This is a genomic window from Burkholderia sp. SCN-KJ, assembly GCF_024656005.1.
Taxonomy (GTDB): domain Bacteria; phylum Pseudomonadota; class Gammaproteobacteria; order Burkholderiales; family Burkholderiaceae; genus Burkholderia.
In genome coordinates, this window is record NZ_JANKOG010000024.1 from 80,948 (window position 1) to 100,086 (window position 19,139).

18 protein-coding genes are annotated in these 19,139 nt (G+C 63.8%); all 18 read left to right on the forward strand.

Annotated features, from left to right (window positions below; all coding sequences use genetic code 11):
• Position 1: 1 nt before the first annotated feature.
• A complete protein-coding gene (locus NQV17_RS30455) occupies positions 2 to 1,786 on the forward strand; it encodes an ATP-binding cassette domain-containing protein (RefSeq protein WP_257775117.1) in 1,785 nt (594 codons plus the stop codon).
• The gene (locus tag NQV17_RS30460; RefSeq protein ID WP_257775118.1) at positions 1,786 to 2,541 is read left to right on the forward strand and encodes an ABC transporter ATP-binding protein; all 756 of its coding nucleotides are present in this window, start codon (positions 1,786 to 1,788) and stop codon (positions 2,539 to 2,541) included. The genes NQV17_RS30455 and NQV17_RS30460 overlap by 1 nt, the downstream gene beginning before the upstream one ends.
• Before the next feature lie 513 nt (positions 2,542 to 3,054).
• Positions 3,055 to 5,025 (forward strand): tRNA uridine-5-carboxymethylaminomethyl(34) synthesis enzyme MnmG, encoded by a 1,971-nt coding sequence (mnmG, locus tag NQV17_RS30465; RefSeq protein ID WP_044845232.1) that lies wholly within the window; start codon positions 3,055 to 3,057, stop codon positions 5,023 to 5,025.
• Positions 5,022 to 5,708: a 16S rRNA (guanine(527)-N(7))-methyltransferase RsmG gene (rsmG, locus tag NQV17_RS30470; RefSeq protein ID WP_257775119.1), complete on the forward strand. Its 687-nt coding sequence runs from the start codon at positions 5,022 to 5,024 to the stop codon at positions 5,706 to 5,708. Before mnmG ends, rsmG begins: the two co-directional genes overlap by 4 nt.
• A 51-nt stretch (positions 5,709 to 5,759) precedes the next feature.
• Positions 5,760 to 6,539, forward strand: coding sequence for a ParA family protein (locus tag NQV17_RS30475; RefSeq protein ID WP_044845234.1), 780 nt, complete (start codon positions 5,760 to 5,762; stop codon positions 6,537 to 6,539).
• A 31-nt stretch (positions 6,540 to 6,570) separates the two neighbouring features.
• Complete coding sequence (locus tag NQV17_RS30480; protein WP_006482728.1) at positions 6,571 to 7,464, forward strand: ParB/RepB/Spo0J family partition protein; 894 nt, start codon at positions 6,571 to 6,573, stop codon at positions 7,462 to 7,464.
• Between the two features lie 61 nt (positions 7,465 to 7,525).
• A complete protein-coding gene (locus NQV17_RS30485; RefSeq protein WP_257775131.1) occupies positions 7,526 to 8,608 on the forward strand; it encodes an SLC13 family permease in 1,083 nt (360 codons plus the stop codon).
• A 119-nt stretch (positions 8,609 to 8,727) separates the two neighbouring features.
• Positions 8,728 to 8,856: a hypothetical protein gene (locus NQV17_RS30490; protein WP_257775120.1), complete on the forward strand. Its 129-nt coding sequence runs from the start codon at positions 8,728 to 8,730 to the stop codon at positions 8,854 to 8,856.
• A gap of 324 nt (positions 8,857 to 9,180) precedes the next feature.
• Positions 9,181 to 9,705 carry an ATP synthase subunit I gene (locus NQV17_RS30495; protein WP_124571491.1) on the forward strand — a complete coding sequence of 175 codons (525 nt, stop codon included), beginning with the start codon at positions 9,181 to 9,183 and terminating at the stop codon, positions 9,703 to 9,705.
• A 119-nt stretch (positions 9,706 to 9,824) separates the two neighbouring features.
• Positions 9,825 to 10,676, forward strand: a complete 852-nt coding sequence (atpB, locus tag NQV17_RS30500) for a F0F1 ATP synthase subunit A (protein WP_257775121.1) — start codon at positions 9,825 to 9,827, stop codon at positions 10,674 to 10,676.
• 75 nt (positions 10,677 to 10,751) lie between these two features.
• Positions 10,752 to 11,024 (forward strand): F0F1 ATP synthase subunit C, encoded by a 273-nt coding sequence (gene atpE / locus NQV17_RS30505; protein ID WP_021160442.1) that lies wholly within the window; start codon positions 10,752 to 10,754, stop codon positions 11,022 to 11,024.
• Between the two features lie 129 nt (positions 11,025 to 11,153).
• Positions 11,154 to 11,624, forward strand: coding sequence for a F0F1 ATP synthase subunit B (locus NQV17_RS30510; RefSeq protein WP_006477283.1), 471 nt, complete (start codon positions 11,154 to 11,156; stop codon positions 11,622 to 11,624).
• Positions 11,625 to 11,626: 2 nt separating this feature from the next.
• On the forward strand, positions 11,627 to 12,166 hold the full coding sequence (locus tag NQV17_RS30515; RefSeq protein ID WP_014895498.1) for a F0F1 ATP synthase subunit delta: 540 nt from the start codon (positions 11,627 to 11,629) through the stop codon (positions 12,164 to 12,166).
• 44 nt (positions 12,167 to 12,210) lie between these two features.
• Positions 12,211 to 13,752, forward strand: a complete 1,542-nt coding sequence (gene atpA / locus NQV17_RS30520; RefSeq protein ID WP_014895499.1) for a F0F1 ATP synthase subunit alpha — start codon at positions 12,211 to 12,213, stop codon at positions 13,750 to 13,752.
• 69 nt (positions 13,753 to 13,821) lie between these two features.
• Positions 13,822 to 14,697: a F0F1 ATP synthase subunit gamma gene (atpG, locus tag NQV17_RS30525; protein ID WP_034209645.1), complete on the forward strand. Its 876-nt coding sequence runs from the start codon at positions 13,822 to 13,824 to the stop codon at positions 14,695 to 14,697.
• A gap of 66 nt (positions 14,698 to 14,763) precedes the next feature.
• Positions 14,764 to 16,158: a F0F1 ATP synthase subunit beta gene (atpD, locus tag NQV17_RS30530; RefSeq protein WP_044845237.1), complete on the forward strand. Its 1,395-nt coding sequence runs from the start codon at positions 14,764 to 14,766 to the stop codon at positions 16,156 to 16,158.
• Between the two features lie 119 nt (positions 16,159 to 16,277).
• The gene (locus NQV17_RS30535; RefSeq protein ID WP_006477288.1) at positions 16,278 to 16,703 is read left to right on the forward strand and encodes a F0F1 ATP synthase subunit epsilon; all 426 of its coding nucleotides are present in this window, start codon (positions 16,278 to 16,280) and stop codon (positions 16,701 to 16,703) included.
• Positions 16,704 to 16,963: 260 nt separating this feature from the next.
• Complete coding sequence (locus NQV17_RS30540) at positions 16,964 to 18,691, forward strand: AMP-binding protein (RefSeq protein ID WP_257775122.1); 1,728 nt, start codon at positions 16,964 to 16,966, stop codon at positions 18,689 to 18,691.
• Positions 18,692 to 19,139 lie beyond the last annotated feature (448 nt).

Consider the following 19,139-nt stretch of genomic DNA (forward strand, 5'->3'; position numbering starts at 1 on the left):
GATGAAGACGATGGTACGCAACAAGACCTTCTGGGTGTTTCTCGTGGTGCTGTTCGCGCTGCCGGTGCTGCCCGGCGCGCTGCAGGTGCCCGAATACTGGATCACGCTGCTGAACTACATCGGCCTCTACGCGATCGTCGCGATCGGGCTCGTGCTGCTGACGGGCGTCGGCGGGATGACGAGCTTCGGGCAGGCCGCGTTCGTCGGCATCGGCGCGTATGCGACCGCATTCCTGACCACGCGATACGGCGTGTCGCCGTGGCTCGCGCTGATCGTCGGCGTCGTGCTGACGGCGCTCGTCGCGCTGGTGCTCGGCGCGGTCACGATGCGCCTGTCCGGGCATTTCCTGCCGCTCGGCACGATCGCGTGGGGGCTCGCGCTGTTCTATCTGTTCGGCAACCTCGAGCTGCTCGGCAAGTACGACGGGATCAACGGGATTCCGGCACTGAACCTGTTCGGCATCGAGCTCGGCAGCGGCCGCAGCCTGTACTTCCTGATCTGGGCCGTCGTGCTGGCCGCGATCGTGTCGGTGCAGAACCTGCTCAACAGCCGGCCCGGCCGCGCGATCCGCGCGCTGCGCGGCGGCGGCGTGATGGCCGAAGCGATGGGCGTGAACACCGCGTGGATGCGCGTCGTGATCTTCACCTACGCGGCCGTGCTCGCCGCGGTATCGGGCTTCCTGTACGCGCACCTGCAGCGCGCGGTGAACCCGACCCCGTTCGGCCTGAACCACGGGATCGAATTCCTGTTCATGGCCGTGGTCGGGGGCGTGTCGCACGTATGGGGCGCGGTGCTCGGTGCGGCGATCCTCACCGTGCTGCAGGACTACCTGCAGACGCTGTTGCCGAAGCTGCTCGGCTCGGAAGGCAACTTCGAGATCATCGTGTTCGGCGTGCTGATGGTGCTGTTGCTGCAGTACGCGCGCCAGGGCGTATGGCCGTTCGTCGCGAAGCTGTTTCCACGCGGGCCGCGCGCGCATGTGCCCGACCATGCCGACCCGTTGCCGCAGCGCGCGAAGCCGGTGGCGGGCGAGCCGCTGCTCGTGGTCGACAACGCGCGCAAGCAGTTCGGCGGGCTGGTGGCCGTCAACGACGTCAGTTTCGACGTGAAAGCGGGGCAGATCGTCGGCCTGATCGGCCCGAACGGCGCGGGCAAGTCGACCACGTTCAACCTCGTGACCGGCGTGCTGCAGCCGACCGGCGGCACGATCACGTTCCGCGGCGAGCGGATCGACGGGCTCACGTCGCGCCAGATCGTCCGCCGCGGGATCGGCCGGACGTTCCAGCACGTGAAGCTGCTGCCGACGATGACGGTGCTCGAGAACGTCGCGATCGGCGCGCATTTGCGCGGCCATACGGGCGTCTGGCGCAGCATCGCGCGGCTCAATGCACATGAGGAAGCGCAGCTGCTGGCTGAAGCGGCACGGCAGATCCGCCGCGTCGGGCTGGAGAAGCACATGTACGACGAAGCGGGCAGCCTCGCGCTTGGCCAGCAGCGGATTCTCGAAATCGCGCGCGCGCTGTGCTGCGATCCGACGCTGCTGCTGCTCGACGAGCCGGCGGCCGGGCTGCGCTACCAGGAGAAGCAGCAGCTCGCGGACCTGCTGCGGCGCCTGAAGGCCGAAGGGATGAGCGTGTTGCTCGTGGAACATGACATGGATTTCGTGATGAACCTCACCGACCGGCTGGTGGTGATGGAATTCGGCACGCGGATCGCGGAAGGGCTGCCGCAGGACGTGCAGCAGGATCCGGCGGTGCTCGAAGCGTATCTGGGCGGGGTGGAGTGATGACGGACACGACGATGCCGATTCTCGAGGTACGCGGGCTGGCGGTGCGGTACGGAAAGGTCGAGGCGCTGCACGGTGCGGCGATCAAGGTCGGCGCAGGGCAGATCGTCAGCGTGATCGGCCCGAACGGAGCCGGCAAGTCGACGCTGCTGAACGCGATCATGGGCGCGTTGCCGGTGACCGGGCACGCGTCGGGCGAGGTCATTTACCGCGGGAACGATGTAGGCGCATTGCCCGTGGAGCAGCGCGTCGCGCGCGGAATGTGCCTTGTGCCGGAAAAGCGCGAGCTGTTCAGCACGATGACCGTCGAGGACAACCTCGTGCTGGGCGCGTATCGCCGCAAGGTCGCGGGTGAGTCGAACTTCCTCGACCAGCTCGATCATGTGTTCGCGCTGTTTCCGCGGCTCATGGAGCGGCGCAAGCAGGCGGCCGGTACGCTGTCGGGCGGCGAACGGCAGATGCTTGCGGTGGGTCGTGCGCTGATGGGTAAGCCCGACCTGCTGATGCTGGACGAACCGAGCCTCGGACTGGCGCCGCTGATCGTGAAAGAGATTTTTCATATCATCAGCGCGTTGCGTGGGACGGGCGTCGCGACGCTGCTGATCGAGCAGAACGCGCGGGCCGCGCTACAGATCTCGGACTACGGTTATGTGCTGGAGACCGGCGAGTTTGCGCTGGAAGGGCCGGCCGCCGAGCTGGCACAGAATCCGCAGGTAATCGAAACGTACCTGGGGCTGGCGAAGAAAACGGCTTGACGGGTGAGGCGGTTGGCGGGAAACGGGCGGCGTGTTTCACGTGAAACACGCCGTTTTTGTTTCGGGGGAGGGCGACGTGACGGTGAATCGAGTGTGGGGATAAGTGCCGGAGCAACCAGCGGAAGCACTGTGACGAGAGTGCGGGCTCATCGCGTCGGGTTGCACAGGGGAATGAGCGTTGCATGCGCGATAGTGGTCGGCCGCCAGAGGGGCGGCGGCACAGGGGATAAGTGCCGGGCGATTGACCGGAAATACTGTGATGTCACGGTGATGTCGGTTCACGAGCCGCTACCGGGTCCTCGGTTTTGCACAGCTTGACGATGTGCGGTGAGGTCGCGCCAGCGCCGCCAAGGCCGACCAGGCGGCACAGCTCGGCCGATCGGCCGAAAAAAACCGGCTAAATGAACGGTCCCTACCATTCGGACGGCCTTCGGGTGAAAACCGAACCCGCTATAATTCGGCCCATACATTTCTCAGATAGGTTCGTGCGCAGTCCTGCGCGCGGAATCCACCATGCTTTTTCCCACAGAATTTGACGTCATCGTCGTCGGCGGCGGGCACGCCGGCACGGAGGCCGCGTTGGCATCGGCCCGTATGGGTGCGAAGACGCTGCTGCTGACCCATAACATCGAAACGCTCGGGCAGATGAGCTGCAATCCGTCGATCGGCGGCATTGGCAAGGGCCATCTGGTCAAGGAAGTCGATGCGCTCGGCGGCGCGATGGCCGCTGCGACGGACGAGAGCGGTATTCAGTTCCGGATCCTGAATTCATCGAAAGGCCCGGCCGTGCGCGCGACGCGTGCGCAGGCCGACCGTATCCTGTACAAGGCTGCGATCCGCCATCGGCTCGAGAACCAGCCGAACCTGTGGCTGTTCCAGCAGGCCGTCGACGATCTGATGGTCGAAGGCGACCGCGTGGTGGGCGCCGTCACGCAGATCGGCATCCGCTTCCGCGCACGCGCGGTAGTGCTCACGGCGGGTACCTTCCTCGACGGCAAGATCCACGTCGGCCTGAACAATTACACGGGCGGTCGCGCGGGCGATCCGGCAGCCGTGTCGCTGTCGGCGCGTCTGAAGGAGCTGAAGCTGCCGCAGGGCCGCCTGAAGACCGGTACGCCGCCGCGTATCGACGGCCGCTCGATCGACTTTTCGAAGCTGGACGAGCAGCCGGGCGACCTCGATCCGATCCCGGTGTTCTCGTTCCTGGGCCGTGCGGAGCAACATCCGCAGCAGTTGCCGTGCTGGGTCACGCATACGAACGAGCGCACGCACGACATCATTCGCGGCGGCCTCGACCGGTCGCCCATGTATACAGGAGTGATCGAAGGTGTCGGCCCGCGTTACTGCCCGTCGATCGAGGACAAGATCCACCGGTTCGCGTCGAAGGAATCGCACCAGATCTTCCTCGAGCCGGAAGGGCTGACGACCAACGAGTTCTATCCGAACGGGATTTCGACGAGCCTGCCGTTCGATGTGCAGCTCGAACTCGTGCACTCGATGCGCGGCCTCGAGAACGCGCACATCCTGCGCCCCGGCTATGCGATCGAATACGACTACTTCGACCCGCGCGCGCTGAAGGCATCGCTCGAGACGAAGGCGATCAACGGGCTGTTCTTTGCGGGCCAGATCAACGGCACGACGGGCTATGAAGAAGCGGCCGCTCAAGGCCTGCTGGCCGGTCTGAACGCAGGCCGTTACGTGCAGGAGAAGGACGCATGGTGTCCGCGTCGCGACCAGGCGTACCTTGGCGTGCTGGTCGACGACCTCGTCACGCGTGGCGTGGCCGAGCCGTACCGGATGTTCACGAGCCGTGCCGAGTATCGTCTGAGCCTGCGTGAAGACAACGCGGACATGCGCCTGACCGAGATCGGTCGCGAGCTGGGCCTGGTCGACGACGTGCGCTGGGATGCGTTCAGCCGGAAGCGCGACGCTGTTTCACGTGAAACCGAACGACTGAAGTCGACATGGGTCACGCCGAAGACGCTGCCGCCGGAAGAGGCGACCGCGCTGCTCGGCAAGGCGATCGATCACGAGTACAGCCTCGCCGAACTGCTGCGTCGCCCGGGTATCAGCTACGACGGCGTGTGCGGCCTGAAGGGCGGCGAATGCGGTCCGGCGGAGCCGTTGGCCGACGATCCGGTGCTGCTCGAGCAGATCAAGGAGCAGGTCGAGATCGGTATCAAATATCAGGGCTATATCGAACGCCAGGCGAGCGAGATCGAGCGCAACGATGCGAACGAGAACACGCGCCTGCCGGACGGTATCGACTATCGCGAGGTGCGCGGCCTGTCGTTCGAAGTGAGCCAGAAGCTCAACGAGTTCCGGCCGGAAACGATCGGCCAGGCATCGCGGATCTCGGGCGTCACGCCGGCTGCGATCTCGCTGCTGATGGTGCACCTGAAGCGCCGTGGCCTCGGCCGTCGTAATGGCACTGCCGCAGAGGCGACCGAGCAGGGGGACGGCACCGTCCCGACGCAACAATGACGGCGCGTCGCGCGCCGGCGGTTAATCGGGACGTACTTGAACAAATGCTCGTCGACGGCACGGCTGCGCTCGACATCGCATTGACGGATACACAACGCAACCAGCTGCTCGATTACGTCGCGCTGCTCGGCAAGTGGAACGCGGTCTACAACCTGACCGCGATCCGCGACCCGAAGCAGATGCTGATCCAGCACATTCTTGATTCACTCTCCATCGTTCCGCATCTGCCCGACCGTGCATCGGCGCGCGTGCTCGACGTGGGTTCGGGCGGCGGGTTGCCCGGTATCGTGCTGGCGATCGTCCGGCCGGACTGGCAAGTGACGCTGAACGATATCGTGCAGAAGAAGTCTGCATTCCAGACGCAGATGCGTGCGGAGCTGAAGCTCGCGAACCTGTCGGTCGTCACCGGGCGGGTCGAATCGCTGCAGCCGGGTGTCGAAGTACCGGAAAAATTCGACATGATCGTATCCCGCGCCTTCGCGGATCTATCCGACTTCGTTAAACTTGCTCGACATCTCGTCGCGCCCGGCGGATCGATCTGGGCAATGAAGGGTGTCCACCCGGACGACGAAATTGCACGGCTGCCGGAAGGCAGTCGCGTAAAGCAGACGATGCGGCTGGCGGTGCCGATGCTCGATGCCGAACGGCATCTGATCGAGGTCACCGTCGACGAGGCGAATTGAAGGCGCGCGGTAGCGCGCTGTTTGTTTGAAGGTAAAGGGAACACACCAACGATGGCAAAGATCTTCTGCGTTGCGAACCAGAAGGGGGGCGTCGGCAAGACGACGACATCGGTCAATCTCGCCGCAAGCCTTGCAGCGCAGGAGCAACGAGTCCTGCTGATCGATCTCGACCCGCAGGGCAACGCGACGATGGGCAGCGGGATCGACAAGGCCGCCTGCGAGTCGACCGTGTACGAAGTGCTGGTTGACGGCGTCTCGGTGACGGACGCGCGCGTGCGCCCGGAGGGCGTCACGTACGACGTGCTGCCGGCCAACCGCGAGCTGTCGGGTGCCGAGATCGAACTGATCAGCATCGACAACCGCGAGCGTCGGTTGAAGGCCGCGCTCGAGCATGTGGCCGACGACTACGACTTCGTGCTGATCGATTGCCCGCCGACGCTGTCGCTGCTGACGCTGAATGGGCTGTGCGCGGCGCACGGCGTCGTGATCCCGATGCAGTGCGAGTACTTCGCGCTGGAGGGGTTGTCGGATCTCGTCAACACGATCAAGCAGGTCCACGCGAACATGAATCGCGACCTGAAGATCATCGGCTTGTTGCGCGTGATGTTCGATCCGCGCATCACGCTGCAGCAGCAAGTCTCCGATCAACTGAAAGCGCACTTCGGCGACAAGGTGTTCGACGCGGTGATTCCGCGCAACGTGCGCCTCGCGGAAGCGCCGAGTTACGGGTTGCCGGGCGTCGTGTTCGACCGCAATTCGCGCGGTGCGCAGGCGTATCTCCAGTTCGGTGCCGAGATGATCGATCGCGTGCGCGCGTTCGAGGTGTCGTGATCCGGACATGAGCGAAGCGAGGAAGAAAGACATGAACGCGGTACCAAAGAAGAAGGGCTTGGGACGTGGCCTCGAAGCGCTGCTCGGCGGCAGTGCGGACATCACCGAAGCGGTGAAGATCGAAGGGGCACCGAACACGCTCGCGCTCGGCAAGCTGCAGGCCGGCAAGTACCAGCCGCGGACGCGGATGGACGAAGGCAGCCTGCAGGAGCTGGCGGCCAGCATTCGCGCGCAGGGCGTGATGCAGCCGATCCTGGTACGGCCCATTTCGTCTGACAAATACGAGATCATCGCAGGCGAGCGGCGTTTCCGCGCGGCACGCCTGGCCGGCCTCGACGAAGTGCCGGTGCTCGTGAAGGACGTGTCCGATCAGGCCGCCGCGGCGATGGCGCTGATCGAGAACATCCAGCGCGAGGACCTGAACCCGCTGGAAGAGGCGCACGGTATCCAGCGTCTGCTCGACGAGTTCGGTTTCACGCACGAACAGGCGGCCGAATCGGTCGGCCGTTCGCGCAGCGCGGTATCGAACCTGCTGCGCCTGCTGAACCTCGCCTCGCCGGTGCAGACGATGCTGCTGGCCGGCGATCTCGACATGGGGCACGCGCGTGCGCTGCTCGCGGTCGACGCCGCGACGCAGATCACGCTCGCGCACCAGGTCGTCAACAAGCGCATGTCGGTGCGCGAGACCGAGAAGCTGGTCGCGCACACGACGAAGGAAGCGCCGGCGGTGAAGGCGCGCGCGAAGGATGACGGCGGCCGCGACACGCGCCGTCTCGAGGAAGAGTTGTCCGACCTGCTCGCGTCGACGGTGAAGATCAAGCTCGGCCGCCGCGGGCGAGGGCAGGTGCTGATCGACTTCGGCAACCTCGACGCGCTCGAGGGCATTCTCGCGCGCCTTCGCGGCAACGTCGCGACGGAAGAGTAACGAGGTGCGATTGACGGAGAACACGGGCGCGGCCGCGCCGCGCCGATGGCTTGGATGGCTGATGCAGGAGCCGGTGCTGGCGGTGCTGGCGCTTGCACTGATTATTCTTCAATGGTTGCGTCCGCAACCAATTGCCACGTTGATCGGTCTCGTCGACTGGCAGACCGTCGCGACGCTCGCGGGCCTGCTGATGCTGACCAAGGCGCTCGAGCTGTCCGGGTGCCTGATGTGGCTCGCGCATCGCATCGTGCATCACGTGCATTCCGAGCGCGGGCTGGCGATGCTGCTCGTCGTGTTCGCGGCGGCGCTCGCGATGTGGCTCACCAACGATGTCGCGCTATTCGTCGTCGTGCCGCTGATGGTGTCGCTGCGCATGCTGACGCCGCTGCCTTTCCGGCGGCTCGTGATCGTGGTCGCGCTGGCCGTCAATGCGGGGTCCGTCGCGACACCGCTCGGCAATCCCCAGAACCTGTTCCTGTGGCAATTGAGCGGCGTGTCGTTCGGCCGCTTCGTCGTCACGCTCGGGCCGCTCGCGCTGGCGCTGATGGCGCTGCTGCTCGTGCTGACGGCGTGTGCGTTTCGCGCGAAGCCGCTCGACCTGTCGGGAGACGTCCAGGCCGTACCCGTCCAGCGCCTGCATGCGTTGCTCGCGGCGGTGCTGTTCGGTGCGTTCGTGCTGCTCGCCGACGCGCACCATCCCGTGCCGGGCCTGATTGCCGTCGTGATCGCGCTGCTGGTCGCGAGACGTGATGCAGTCCTGAAGATCGACTGGCTGCTGCTGCTGATCTTCGTGCTGATGTTCGTCGTGCTGCGCAGCGCGGCCGCGCTGCCCGTCGTCCACGACGCGATCGCGCGGACTCACCTCGATTCGCCGCTGCGCGTGTTCGCGGCAGGCGCGGTGCTGTCACAGGGCATCAGCAACGTGCCGGCGGCGATCCTGCTGTCGGAATTCACGCGCGACTGGCGGGCGCTCGCGTTCGGCGTATCGGTCGGCGGTTTCGGTTTCGCGATCGGTTCGCTCGCGAACCTGATCGCGGTGCGTCTCGCGAAGGAGCCGCGCATGTGGCTGCCGTTTCACCTCGTGTCGATCCCGTTCGCGCTCGTGAGCGCGGCATTGGGTGCGTGGTTGCTCGTGCGCGGTTAAGCGATGCAGCCGCCTGCGGTGCAGGCGTGCTGCAAGCTTGATGGGGTGGGGCACAGCATTCGCAGTGGGTGAGAATGCCGGGGCTGTTGATAAGTGTGGCGGTCCACAGTCGATCGACTGTGGCGGCACAACAACTGATTGCAGGCATCGACGCACTCGCGTTCGAGCGTATTTCGCGCATCGCGCTCGACGCGGTGGTCACAGTATTTCCTCTTCTCTGCATCGCTGCGCCGGATCATTATCCGTGATCGCGTCGCAGCGGAATTCCTGCTGCAAACGCGTCGCGCCGGTGTCGCCCGCGCCGGGCGTCGATGCCACGTCATCACCTCGTCGCCGGACTTTTTCGGCCAAGAAATACCCGTGCAAAAAAGCGACCTTACAACTGTCATCGTACGTCGTGGATTCGCGCGTTTTTCACATGATGAGGCGTCGTTTTACGCAGGTTTTTGTCGCGTCTAAAGCCTTGAATCACTTGCAACTATCGCTTACAATCGCCCGGATTTGTTAGCTAGGTACCCCTGAAAGCTTTCGGAAAGCAGGGGCCGGGTTCAAGGATTTTGCGGAAGATTGCGATGGCGGGTCAGGCGCCGAACGACAGGCACGATGATCACCGAGCGCAACGCACCGCTTCAGCGGCCGGCGAGCGGCGCGAGTCCGACGACGACTGGGATGCCGAGCAGCAAGATAACAACATCGTTCCGCTCACGCGGACGGAAGCCGAGAGGTTGTTCGGTCCGGACGTGAGCAAGCCGTCGCGCGTAACCCCCTACAAGGTGGTGATCGCGCAGGTGGTCTTGTCCCTGGTTGCAACGCTGGCGTGGTGGCTGTTTTCAAAGTCGCCGGGCGCCGCTGCGCAATCCGCGTTTCTGGGCGGGGCGATCGGCTGGGTGCCAAGCGCGTTGTTCGTGGCACGACTGAAGGCAGGTGGCTCGGCCACCGTGATGAGCTGGGTGATGGGCGAAGCCCTGAAGCTCGGCGTGACGATCGGGATGTTCGCCGCAGTGGCATACGGCTATGCCGGCGTGCACTGGCCAGCACTCCTCGTCACCTACCTCGTCGTGCTGAAGACGTACTGGATCGCGCTGGCCTGGCGGTAAGCAACAAGCAGCGTGCGGTTTCGACAACGAACCGCACCGGCCCGTTCCCGCAATCGCGGCAATAGCGTATTGCGGAACGGGGCAAAACGATTTTCGACAATTTGGGTGGCTTTAACGATATGGCAGCTAGCGAAGGCACGCGCAGTCCGGATCCGTCCGAGTACATTGCGCACCACTTGCAGAATTTCTCCACCTCGCATCAGACGTCGATTTTCGACATCCACGTCTGGAACCTCGACACGCTGTTCTGGTCGATCGTGTGCGGCATCGTGACGATTCTCCTGCTGCGTCTGGCCGCCCGCAAGGCGACGTCGGGCGTGCCGGGCCGTTTCCAGTGCGCGATCGAGATGCTCGTCGAAATGGTCGAGGATCAATCGAAGGCCATCGTCCACGGCAACCGCACCTTCATCGCTCCGCTCGCCCTCACGGTGTTCGTGTGGGTCGCGCTGATGAACTCCCTCGACTTCCTCCCCGTCGACCTGCCGGGCCGCGTGATCGGCCTGCTCGGTCTGTCGGACGTGATTTCCCACCATCGCATCGTCCCGACGGCCGACCTGAACGGCACGCTCGGCATCGCGCTCGGCGTGTTCGTCCTGATGATCTACTACAGCATCAAGATCAAGGGCGCGGGCGGTTTCGTGCATGAGCTGCTGTCGGCCCCGTTCGGTGCCCACCCGCTGCTGTGGATCCCTAACCTCGCGCTCAACATCGTCGAATATCTCGCGAAGACCGTCTCCCTCGGCATGCGGCTGTTCGGCAACATGTACGCGGGTGAGCTGTTGTTCCTGTTGATCGCCCTGCTCGGCAGCATGTGGAGCTTCGGTGGCGACGCAACGTTCCTCGGCTTCGTTGGTCACGTGATCGCGGGTAGCGTCTGGGCAATCTTCCACATCCTGATTGTTCTGTTGCAGGCATTCATCTTCATGATGCTGACGCTGGTGTATCTCGGCCAAGCGCACGACAAGCACTAAGCGCGGCGTGCAAAAAAGAGTTTCCGTTTTAGTTTTTTAAATCTCAGTTCCAAGTCTTTTCACAAAGGAGTGATCATGCAAGCTTACATCGCCAACATCCAGGGTCTGACCGCCATCGGTATCGGCATCATCATCGGCCTGGGTGCAATCGGCGCCTGTATCGGTATCGCGCTGATGGGTGGCAAGTACATCGAAGCCTGCGCACGTCAGCCGGAACTCATCAACCCGCTGCAAACGAAGATGTTCCTGCTGGCCGGCCTGATCGACGCTGCATTCCTGATCGGCGTTGGTGTCGCAATGCTGTTCGCGTTCGCGAACCCGCTCCTGTCGAAGCTCGTCGCAGGCTAAGGTTCCTCGGAAATATGCGACCGGCGTGAGCCGGCGCAGGGCGGAACGGAGACTTGGGGCGCTGATCGAATGCAACTCGATGAGCGCCTTACCGTTTCATTTTTCCGGAATAGCAGATAAGGAAACACCGTGAATCTCAACGCAACTCTGTTTGCGCAAATGGTCGTGTTCCTGGTCCTCGCGTGGTTCACGATGAAATTCGTGTGGCCGCCGTTGATCAACGCCCTCGACGAACGTTCGAAGAAGATCGCCGACGGCCTCGCAGCCGCGGAGAAGGGCAAGGCGGAACTCGACGCAGCGCACAAGCGCGTGGACCAGGAACTCGCGCAGGCCCGCAACGACGGCCAGCAGCGCATCGCCGACGCTGAAAAGCGTGCGCAGGCGGTCGCCGAGGAAATCAAGGCCAACGCCCAGGCTGAAGCCGCCCGCATCGTCGCCCAGGCGAAAGCGGAAGCAGAACAGCAAATCGTGAAGGCGCGCGAAGCGCTGCGTGGCGAAGTCGCCGCGCTGGCCGTGAAGGGCGCCGAGCAGATCCTGAAGCGCGAAGTCGATCAAACGGCCCACGCCCAACTGCTGAATCAACTGAAAGCCGAGCTCTGATCATGGCCGAACTTGCAACCATCGCCCGCCCTTACGCAGAAGCGCTGTTCCGCGTGGCCGAGGGAGGTGACATCGCCGCCTGGTCCACGCTCGTGCAAGAGCTGGCCCAGGTTGCGCGTCTGCCGGAAGTGCTGTCGGTCGCGTCGAGCCCGAAGGTGACGCGCACGCAAGTAGCCGAGTTGCTGCTTGCTGCGGTGAAGTCGCCGGTCGCGGCCGGCGCCGAAGCGAAGAACTTCGTGCAGATGCTGGTCGACAATCATCGCATCGCGCTGCTGCCGGAAATCGCCGAGCAGTTCGAGGCGCTCAAGAACGAACGTGAAGGTGCAGCCGACGCCGAGATCGTGAGCGCGTTCCCGCTGAACGGCGCGGATCTCGAAAGCCTCGTCTCTGGCCTCGAACGCAAGTTCAAGCGCAAGCTGAAGCCGACGGTCGAAGTCGATTCGTCGCTGATCGGCGGCGTGCGCGTGACGGTCGGCGACGAAGTGCTCGACACCTCGGTTCGCGCGCGCCTCGCATCGATGCAGGCTGCCTTGACCGCCTGAGCGCCACGCCGGCACGCAACAGAATTGACTATCAGGAGCGAATAATGCAACTCAATCCCTCTGAGATCAGCGAGCTGATCAAGAGCCGGATCCAGGGCCTTGAAGCGAGCGCAGACGTTCGCAACCAGGGCACCGTGATCTCCGTGACCGACGGTATCGTGCGTATCCACGGCCTGTCGGACGTGATGCAGGGCGAAATGCTCGAGTTTCCGGGCAACACGTTCGGCCTCGCGCTGAACCTCGAGCGCGACTCGGTCGGCGCGGTGATTCTCGGCGAATACGAACACATCTCGGAAGGCGACATCGTCAAGACGACGGGCCGCATTCTGGAAGTCCCGGTTGGTCCGGAACTCGTCGGCCGCGTGGTCGACGCGCTCGGCAACCCGATCGACGGCAAGGGCCCGGTCAACGCGAAGCTGACCGACGCGATCGAAAAGATCGCCCCGGGCGTGATCTGGCGTAAGTCGGTGTCGCAGCCGGTGCAGACGGGCATCAAGTCGATCGACGCAATGGTGCCGATCGGCCGTGGCCAGCGTGAGCTGATCATCGGCGACCGTCAGTGCGGCAAGACCGCGGTGGCGCTCGACGCGATCATCAACCAGAAGGGCAAGGACCTGATCTGTATCTACGTCGCGATCGGCCAGAAGGCTTCGTCGATCATGAACGTGGTTCGCAAGCTCGAAGAAACGGGCGCGATGGAATACACGATCGTCGTCGCCGCTTCGGCTTCGGATTCGGCTGCGATGCAGTACCTCGCACCGTACGCCGGCTGCACGATGGGCGAATACTTCCGCGACCGCGGCCAAGACGCGCTGATCATCTATGACGACTTGACCAAGCAGGCTTGGGCATACCGTCAGATCTCGCTGCTGCTGCGCCGCCCGCCGGGCCGTGAAGCGTACCCGGGCGACGTGTTCTATCTGCACTCGCGTCTGCTCGAGCGTGCTGCTCGCGTGTCGGAAGAGTACGTCGAGAAGTTCACGAACGGCGAAGTGAAGGGCAAGAGCGGCTCGCTGACGGCACTGCCGGTCATCGAAACGCAGGCTGGCGACGTGACCGCGTTCGTTCCGACGAACGTGATCTCGATTACCGACGGCCAGATCTTCCTGGAAACCGACCTGTTCAACGCAGGCATCCGCCCGGCAATCAACGCCGGCGTGTCGGTGTCGCGAGTCGGTGGCGCCGCTCAGACGAAGGTCGTGAAGAAGCTGTCGGGCGGTATCCGTACCGACCTCGCGCAGTACCGTGAACTGGCTGCATTCGCGCAGTTCGCGTCGGACCTCGACGAAGCGACCCGCAAGCAGCTCGAGCGCGGCCGCCGCGTGACGGAACTGCTGAAGCAGCCGCAGTACCAGCCGCTGCAGGTCTGGGAACTGGCCGTGTCGCTGTATGCCGCGAACAACGGCTACCTCGACGATCTCGACGTCAAGCAAGTGCTGTCGTTCGAGAAGGGCCTGCGCGACAACCTGAAGACCAGCCACGCTGACCTCATCAAGCGCATCGAAGACACCAAGGATCTCTCGAAGGACGACGAAGGCGCACTGCGCTCGGCGATCGAATCCTTCAAGAAGTCCGGTGCCTATTGATCCGCGAGTGACACACTGAGGCCGCGCGGGTGCTGATGCGCCCGCGCCGCTTCGGTCAAGGAGCAAGCTATGGCTGGAATGAAGGAAATTCGCGGCAAGATCAAGAGCGTGCAGAACACGCGCAAGATCACGAAGGCGATGGAGATGGTGGCTGCATCGAAGATGCGTCGCGCGCAGGAACGCATGCGCGCCGCTCGTCCGTATGCAGACAAGGTCCGTGCCATCGCCGCGCACATGAGCCGTGCGAACCCGGAGTACCGCCACCCGTTCATGGTGGCAAACGACGGCGCGCAGACGGCCGGCATCATCCTCGTCACGACGGACAAGGGTCTTTGCGGCGGTCTGAACACCAACGTGCTGCGTGCGACGGTGCAGAAGTTCAAGGAGCTGGAAGAGAAGGGCCAGAAGGTCGAAGCCACCGCGATCGGCGGCAAGGGCCTCGGGTTCCTGAACCGCTTCGGCGCGAAGGTGATGTCGCAGGTCGTGCACCTCGGCGACACCCCGCATCTGGACAAGCTGATCGGCGCCGTGAAGACGCAGCTCGATCTGTACTCGGAAGGCAAGCTGTCGGCGGTCTATATCGCTTACACGCGCTTCGTCAACACGATGAAGCAGGAAGCCGTGATCGAGCAGCTGCTGCCGCTGTCGTCGGAACACTTCGAAGCCGATGACGGTACGCCGGCCACGTCGTGGGACTACATCTACGAGCCGGACGCGCAGGCAGTCGTCGACGAACTGCTCGTGCGTTACGTCGAGGCGCTGGTGTACCAGGCCGTCGCGGAGAACATGGCGTCCGAGCAATCGGCGCGGATGGTCGCGATGAAGGCCGCGTCCGACAACGCGAAGACGGTGATCAGCGAACTGCAGCTCGTGTACAACAAGAGCCGCCAGGCCGCGATTACGAAAGAACTGTCGGAGATCGTCGGCGGCGCAGCCGCTGTTTAAGCGCGCGCCACGGACGACAACTGCGCCCTTGCGCGAGTAAAGAATCAGGTATTTAAAGGAAAAGCGATGAGTACTGCTGCTTTGGTAGAAGGCAAGATCGTACAGTGCATCGGCGCCGTTATCGACGTGGAATTCCCGCGCGACAGCATGCCGAAGATCTACGACGCGCTCATTCTCGATGGCTCGGAACTGACGCTCGAAGTCCAGCAGCAGCTGGGCGACGGCGTGGTCCGTACCATCTGTCTGGGTGCATCCGACGGCCTGCGCCGCGGCCTGACCGTGAAGAACACGAGCAAGCCGATTTCGGTTCCGGTCGGCAAGCCGACCCTCGGTCGTATCATGGACGTGCTCGGCCGTCCGATCGACGAAGCCGGCCCGATCGAAAGCGAAACGACGCGTTCGATCCACCAGAAGGCTCCGGCGTTCGACGAACTGTCGCCGTCGACCGAACTGCTCGAAACGGGTATCAAGGTCATCGACCTGATCTGCCCGTTCGCGAAGGGCGGCAAGGTTGGCCTGTTCGGCGGTGCTGGCGTGGGCAAGACCGTCAACATGATGGAGCTCATCAACAACATCGCGAAGGAACACGGCGGTTACTCCGTGTTCGCGGGCGTGGGCGAGCGTACCCGTGAAGGGAACGACTTCTACCACGAAATGAAGGACTCGAACGTTCTCGACAAGGTCGCGCTGGTGTACGGCCAGATGAACGAGCCGCCGGGCAACCGTCTGCGCGTCGCGCTGACCGGCCTGACGATGGCCGAGCACTTCCGTGACGAAGGCCTCGACGTGCTGTTCTTCGTCGACAACATCTACCGTTTCACGCTGGCCGGTACCGAAGTGTCGGCACTGCTCGGCCGTATGCCGTCGGCAGTGGGCTATCAGCCGACGCTGGCTGAAGAAATGGGCAAGCTGCAAGAGCGCATCACGTCGACCAAGAAGGGCTCGATTACGTCGGTCCAGGCCGTGTACGTCCCTGCGGATGACTTGACCGACCCGTCGCCGGCAACCACCTTCGGCCACCTGGACGCAACCGTCGTTCTGTCGCGTGACATCGCTTCGCTGGGTATCTACCCGGCGGTCGACCCGCTCGACTCGACGTCGCGCCAGATCGACCCGAACGTGATCGGTGAAGAGCACTACTCGATCACCCGTCGCGTTCAGCAGACGCTGCAGCGCTACAAGGAACTGCGCGACATCATCGCGATTCTGGGCATGGACGAACTGTCGCCGGAAGACAAGCTGTCGGTCGCACGTGCGCGTAAGATCCAGCGTTTCCTGTCGCAGCCGTTCCACGTCGCTGAAGTGTTCACGGGCTCGCCGGGCAAGTACGTGCCGCTGAAGGAAACGATCCGTGGCTTCAAGATGATCGTCGACGGCGAGTGCGACCACCTGCCGGAACAGGCGTTCTACATGGTCGGCACGATCGACGAAGCCTTCGAAAAGGCCAAGAAGATCCAGTAACGGCTTGAGTGAGTCGCAAGCCGGCGTGTGCCGGCCGGAGCAATAAGTCAGCGATGACTTATTCCGGCTGCTCGCGCCGGCCGCAATACGCTCAACCCGTGGATGAGATTGGAGTCGATATGGCAACCATCAAAGTAGACGTCGTCAGCGCGGAAGAGCAGATCTTCTCGGGCGAGGCGAAATTCGTCGCGCTGCCGGGCGAAACGGGTGAGCTGGGCATTCTGCCGGGCCACACGCCGCTCATCACCCGGATTCGTCCGGGTGCGGTGCGCATCGAAGTCGAGGGCGGCAACGACGAATTCGTGTTCGTCGCAGGCGGCATTCTCGAAGTGCAGCCGGGCGCCGTGACGGTGCTCGCCGATACCGCGATCCGCGGCAAGGACCTCGACGCGGCGAAAGCCGAGGAAGCGCGCAAGCGTGCCGAGGAAACGCTGCAGAACGCGAAGTCGGACCTCGACCTCGCAAAGGCGCAATCCGAGCTCGCGACCGCGATGGCGCAGCTCGAAGCGATCCAGCGTCTGGCGAAGATCCGCAGCCGGCACTGAGCCGCGCGCGCGTATCCCGCGAAAGAAAGCAGCCTTCGGGCTGCTTTTTTTTCGCCCGTCGTTTTCGTCTGTTATTTTTGCGGGCCGGATCGTATCGTCCGGTCGTGCTATTTCATCCGGCCGCCGCGATTTGATGTCAGAGTGTCGTCAGCAGAGCGCGGCATCATCCGGGTAGAGGCAGTCCGCCGCGATCGTGGCGGAGCAGGCACGCGCGCGAGCCGCGCGCCGGGCCGATCAGACAAAAACCGACGGAGACATCGATGGCAGCAGACCTTGGCAAGGGGGCGCTGATCGCGCCCGAAAACGGACTGTCGTACGTGCGCGGCGCGACCGACGTGCCGCTATCCGAAGCGACGATCAGCCGGTTCCTGCTCGACACGGCCGGCCGCTTTCCTGATCGTCCGGCCGTCGTGTTCCGCGAACAGCAGGTGCGCTGGACCTGGCGCGAATTCGCACACGAGGTCGACGTGCTCGCGGCGGGCCTCGCCGCGCTCGGGATCGTGAAGGGCGACTGCGTCGGCATCTGGTCGCCGAACCGCAGCGAATGGCTGCTCACGCAGTTCGCGACCGCGCGGATCGGCGCGGTGCTCGTCAACATCAACCCGGCCTACCGGCTCGCGGAACTCGAATACGCGTTGAACAAGGTGGGCTGCAAGGCCGTGATCGCGGCCGAGCGCTTCAAGACGTCCGCGTACGTCGAGATGCTGCAGACCATCGCGCCGGAGCTCGCGAGCGCGACGCCGGGCGACCTGCATGCGGCGCGCGTGCCGAGCCTGCGCACGGTCGTGTCGATGGGCGAGGCGGCGCCGGCCGGCATGTTCCGCTTCGCGGACGTGATGGCGCGCGGCCGCGACACGCTCGATGTCGCGCGGCTCGACGCGATCGGCGCGACGCTCGCGGCCACCGAGCCGATCAACATCCAGTTCACGAGCGGCACGACCGGCAGCCCGAAGGGCGCGACGCTCACGCACCGCAACGTCGTCAACAACGCACGCTCGATCGCGGCGGCGATGCGCTTCACCGAACAGGATTCGCTCTGCATCCCGGTGCCGCTGTATCACTGCTTCGGGATGGTGCTGGCCGTGCTCGCGTGCGTGTCGAAGGGCGCGGCGATGGTGTTCCCCGGCGAGGCGTTCGATCCGGTCGCGACGCTCGCGGCCGTGGCCGACGAACGCTGTACCGCGCTGCACGGCGTGCCGACGATGTTCATCGCGGAACTCGATCATCCGGACTTCGCGAAATTCGACCTGTCGACGCTGCGCACCGGCATCATGGCCGGCTCGCCGTGCCCGATCGAGACGATGAAGCGTGTCGTGTCGCAGATGCATTTGCGCGAGATCACGATCGCGTACGGGATGACGGAGACGAGCCCCGTGTCGTTCCAGAGCTCGACCGACGATCCGCTCGAGAAGCGCACGACGACGGTCGGGCGCATCCAGCCGCACCTGGAGGTGAAGATCGTCGATCCGAACGGCGAGATCGTGCCGGTCGGCGCGACGGGCGAGCTGTGCACGAAGGGCTATTCGGTGATGCTCGGCTATTGGGACGACGACGCGAAGACGCGCGAGGTGCTGGTCGACGGCTGGATGCATACTGGCGACCTCGCGACGCTCGACGCGGACGGCTACTGCAACATCGTCGGTCGGCTGAAGGACATGGTGATCCGCGGTGGCGAGAACGTGTATCCGCGCGAGATCGAGGAATTTCTGTTCAGGCATCCGAAGATTCAGAGCGCGCAGGTGTTCGGCGTGCCGGATCCGAAATACGGCGAGGAGCTGTGCGCGTGGATCGTGCTGCGCGCGGACGAGCAGATGACCGAGGACGACGTGCGCGCGTTCTGCAGCGGCCAGATCGCGCACTACAAGATTCCGCGCTACATCCGCTTCGTCGACGAGCTGCCGATGACGGTGACGGGCAAGGTGCAGAAGTTCGTGATGCGCGACCGGATGATCGAGGAACTGAAGCTGGACGTGCAGAAGACCGCGTGAGAGGCCGGTTGGCCGGCGGCAGGAAAAAAACGCGGCGGCCTGCGGGCCGTTGCGTTTTCGATGGACGAAAAAAAGCGGGCTTATTAGCCCGCTAAAAACCACACGCTACGGGGTTAGCGCGAGGAGACCAAAGATGAAACCGGATCCGGCGGGGGCCGGAAACGACTCCAACAGGGATGCCCCTCGGAAGGGCTTCGGTACGTGACCGACTGGCTCGCAGCGCTTCGCGTCCGCTCACACTTGGCACACGAGACCGCATCCGTGTTGAAACCGTTGAGGCCATTGTGGGCGAATTGCTCACCCCTCGCGGTAACAAAGTGTTTCAGGTTGTAACGCCCGCCAGATAAGGCTTTCCGGGATTTTTTGCTGTTTTCGGGGTCCTGAAAAAGGTCATATTTACTCATCTTTTCCGCAGAGTTTTCAGCGGTTGCACATAATGCGTTTTTCA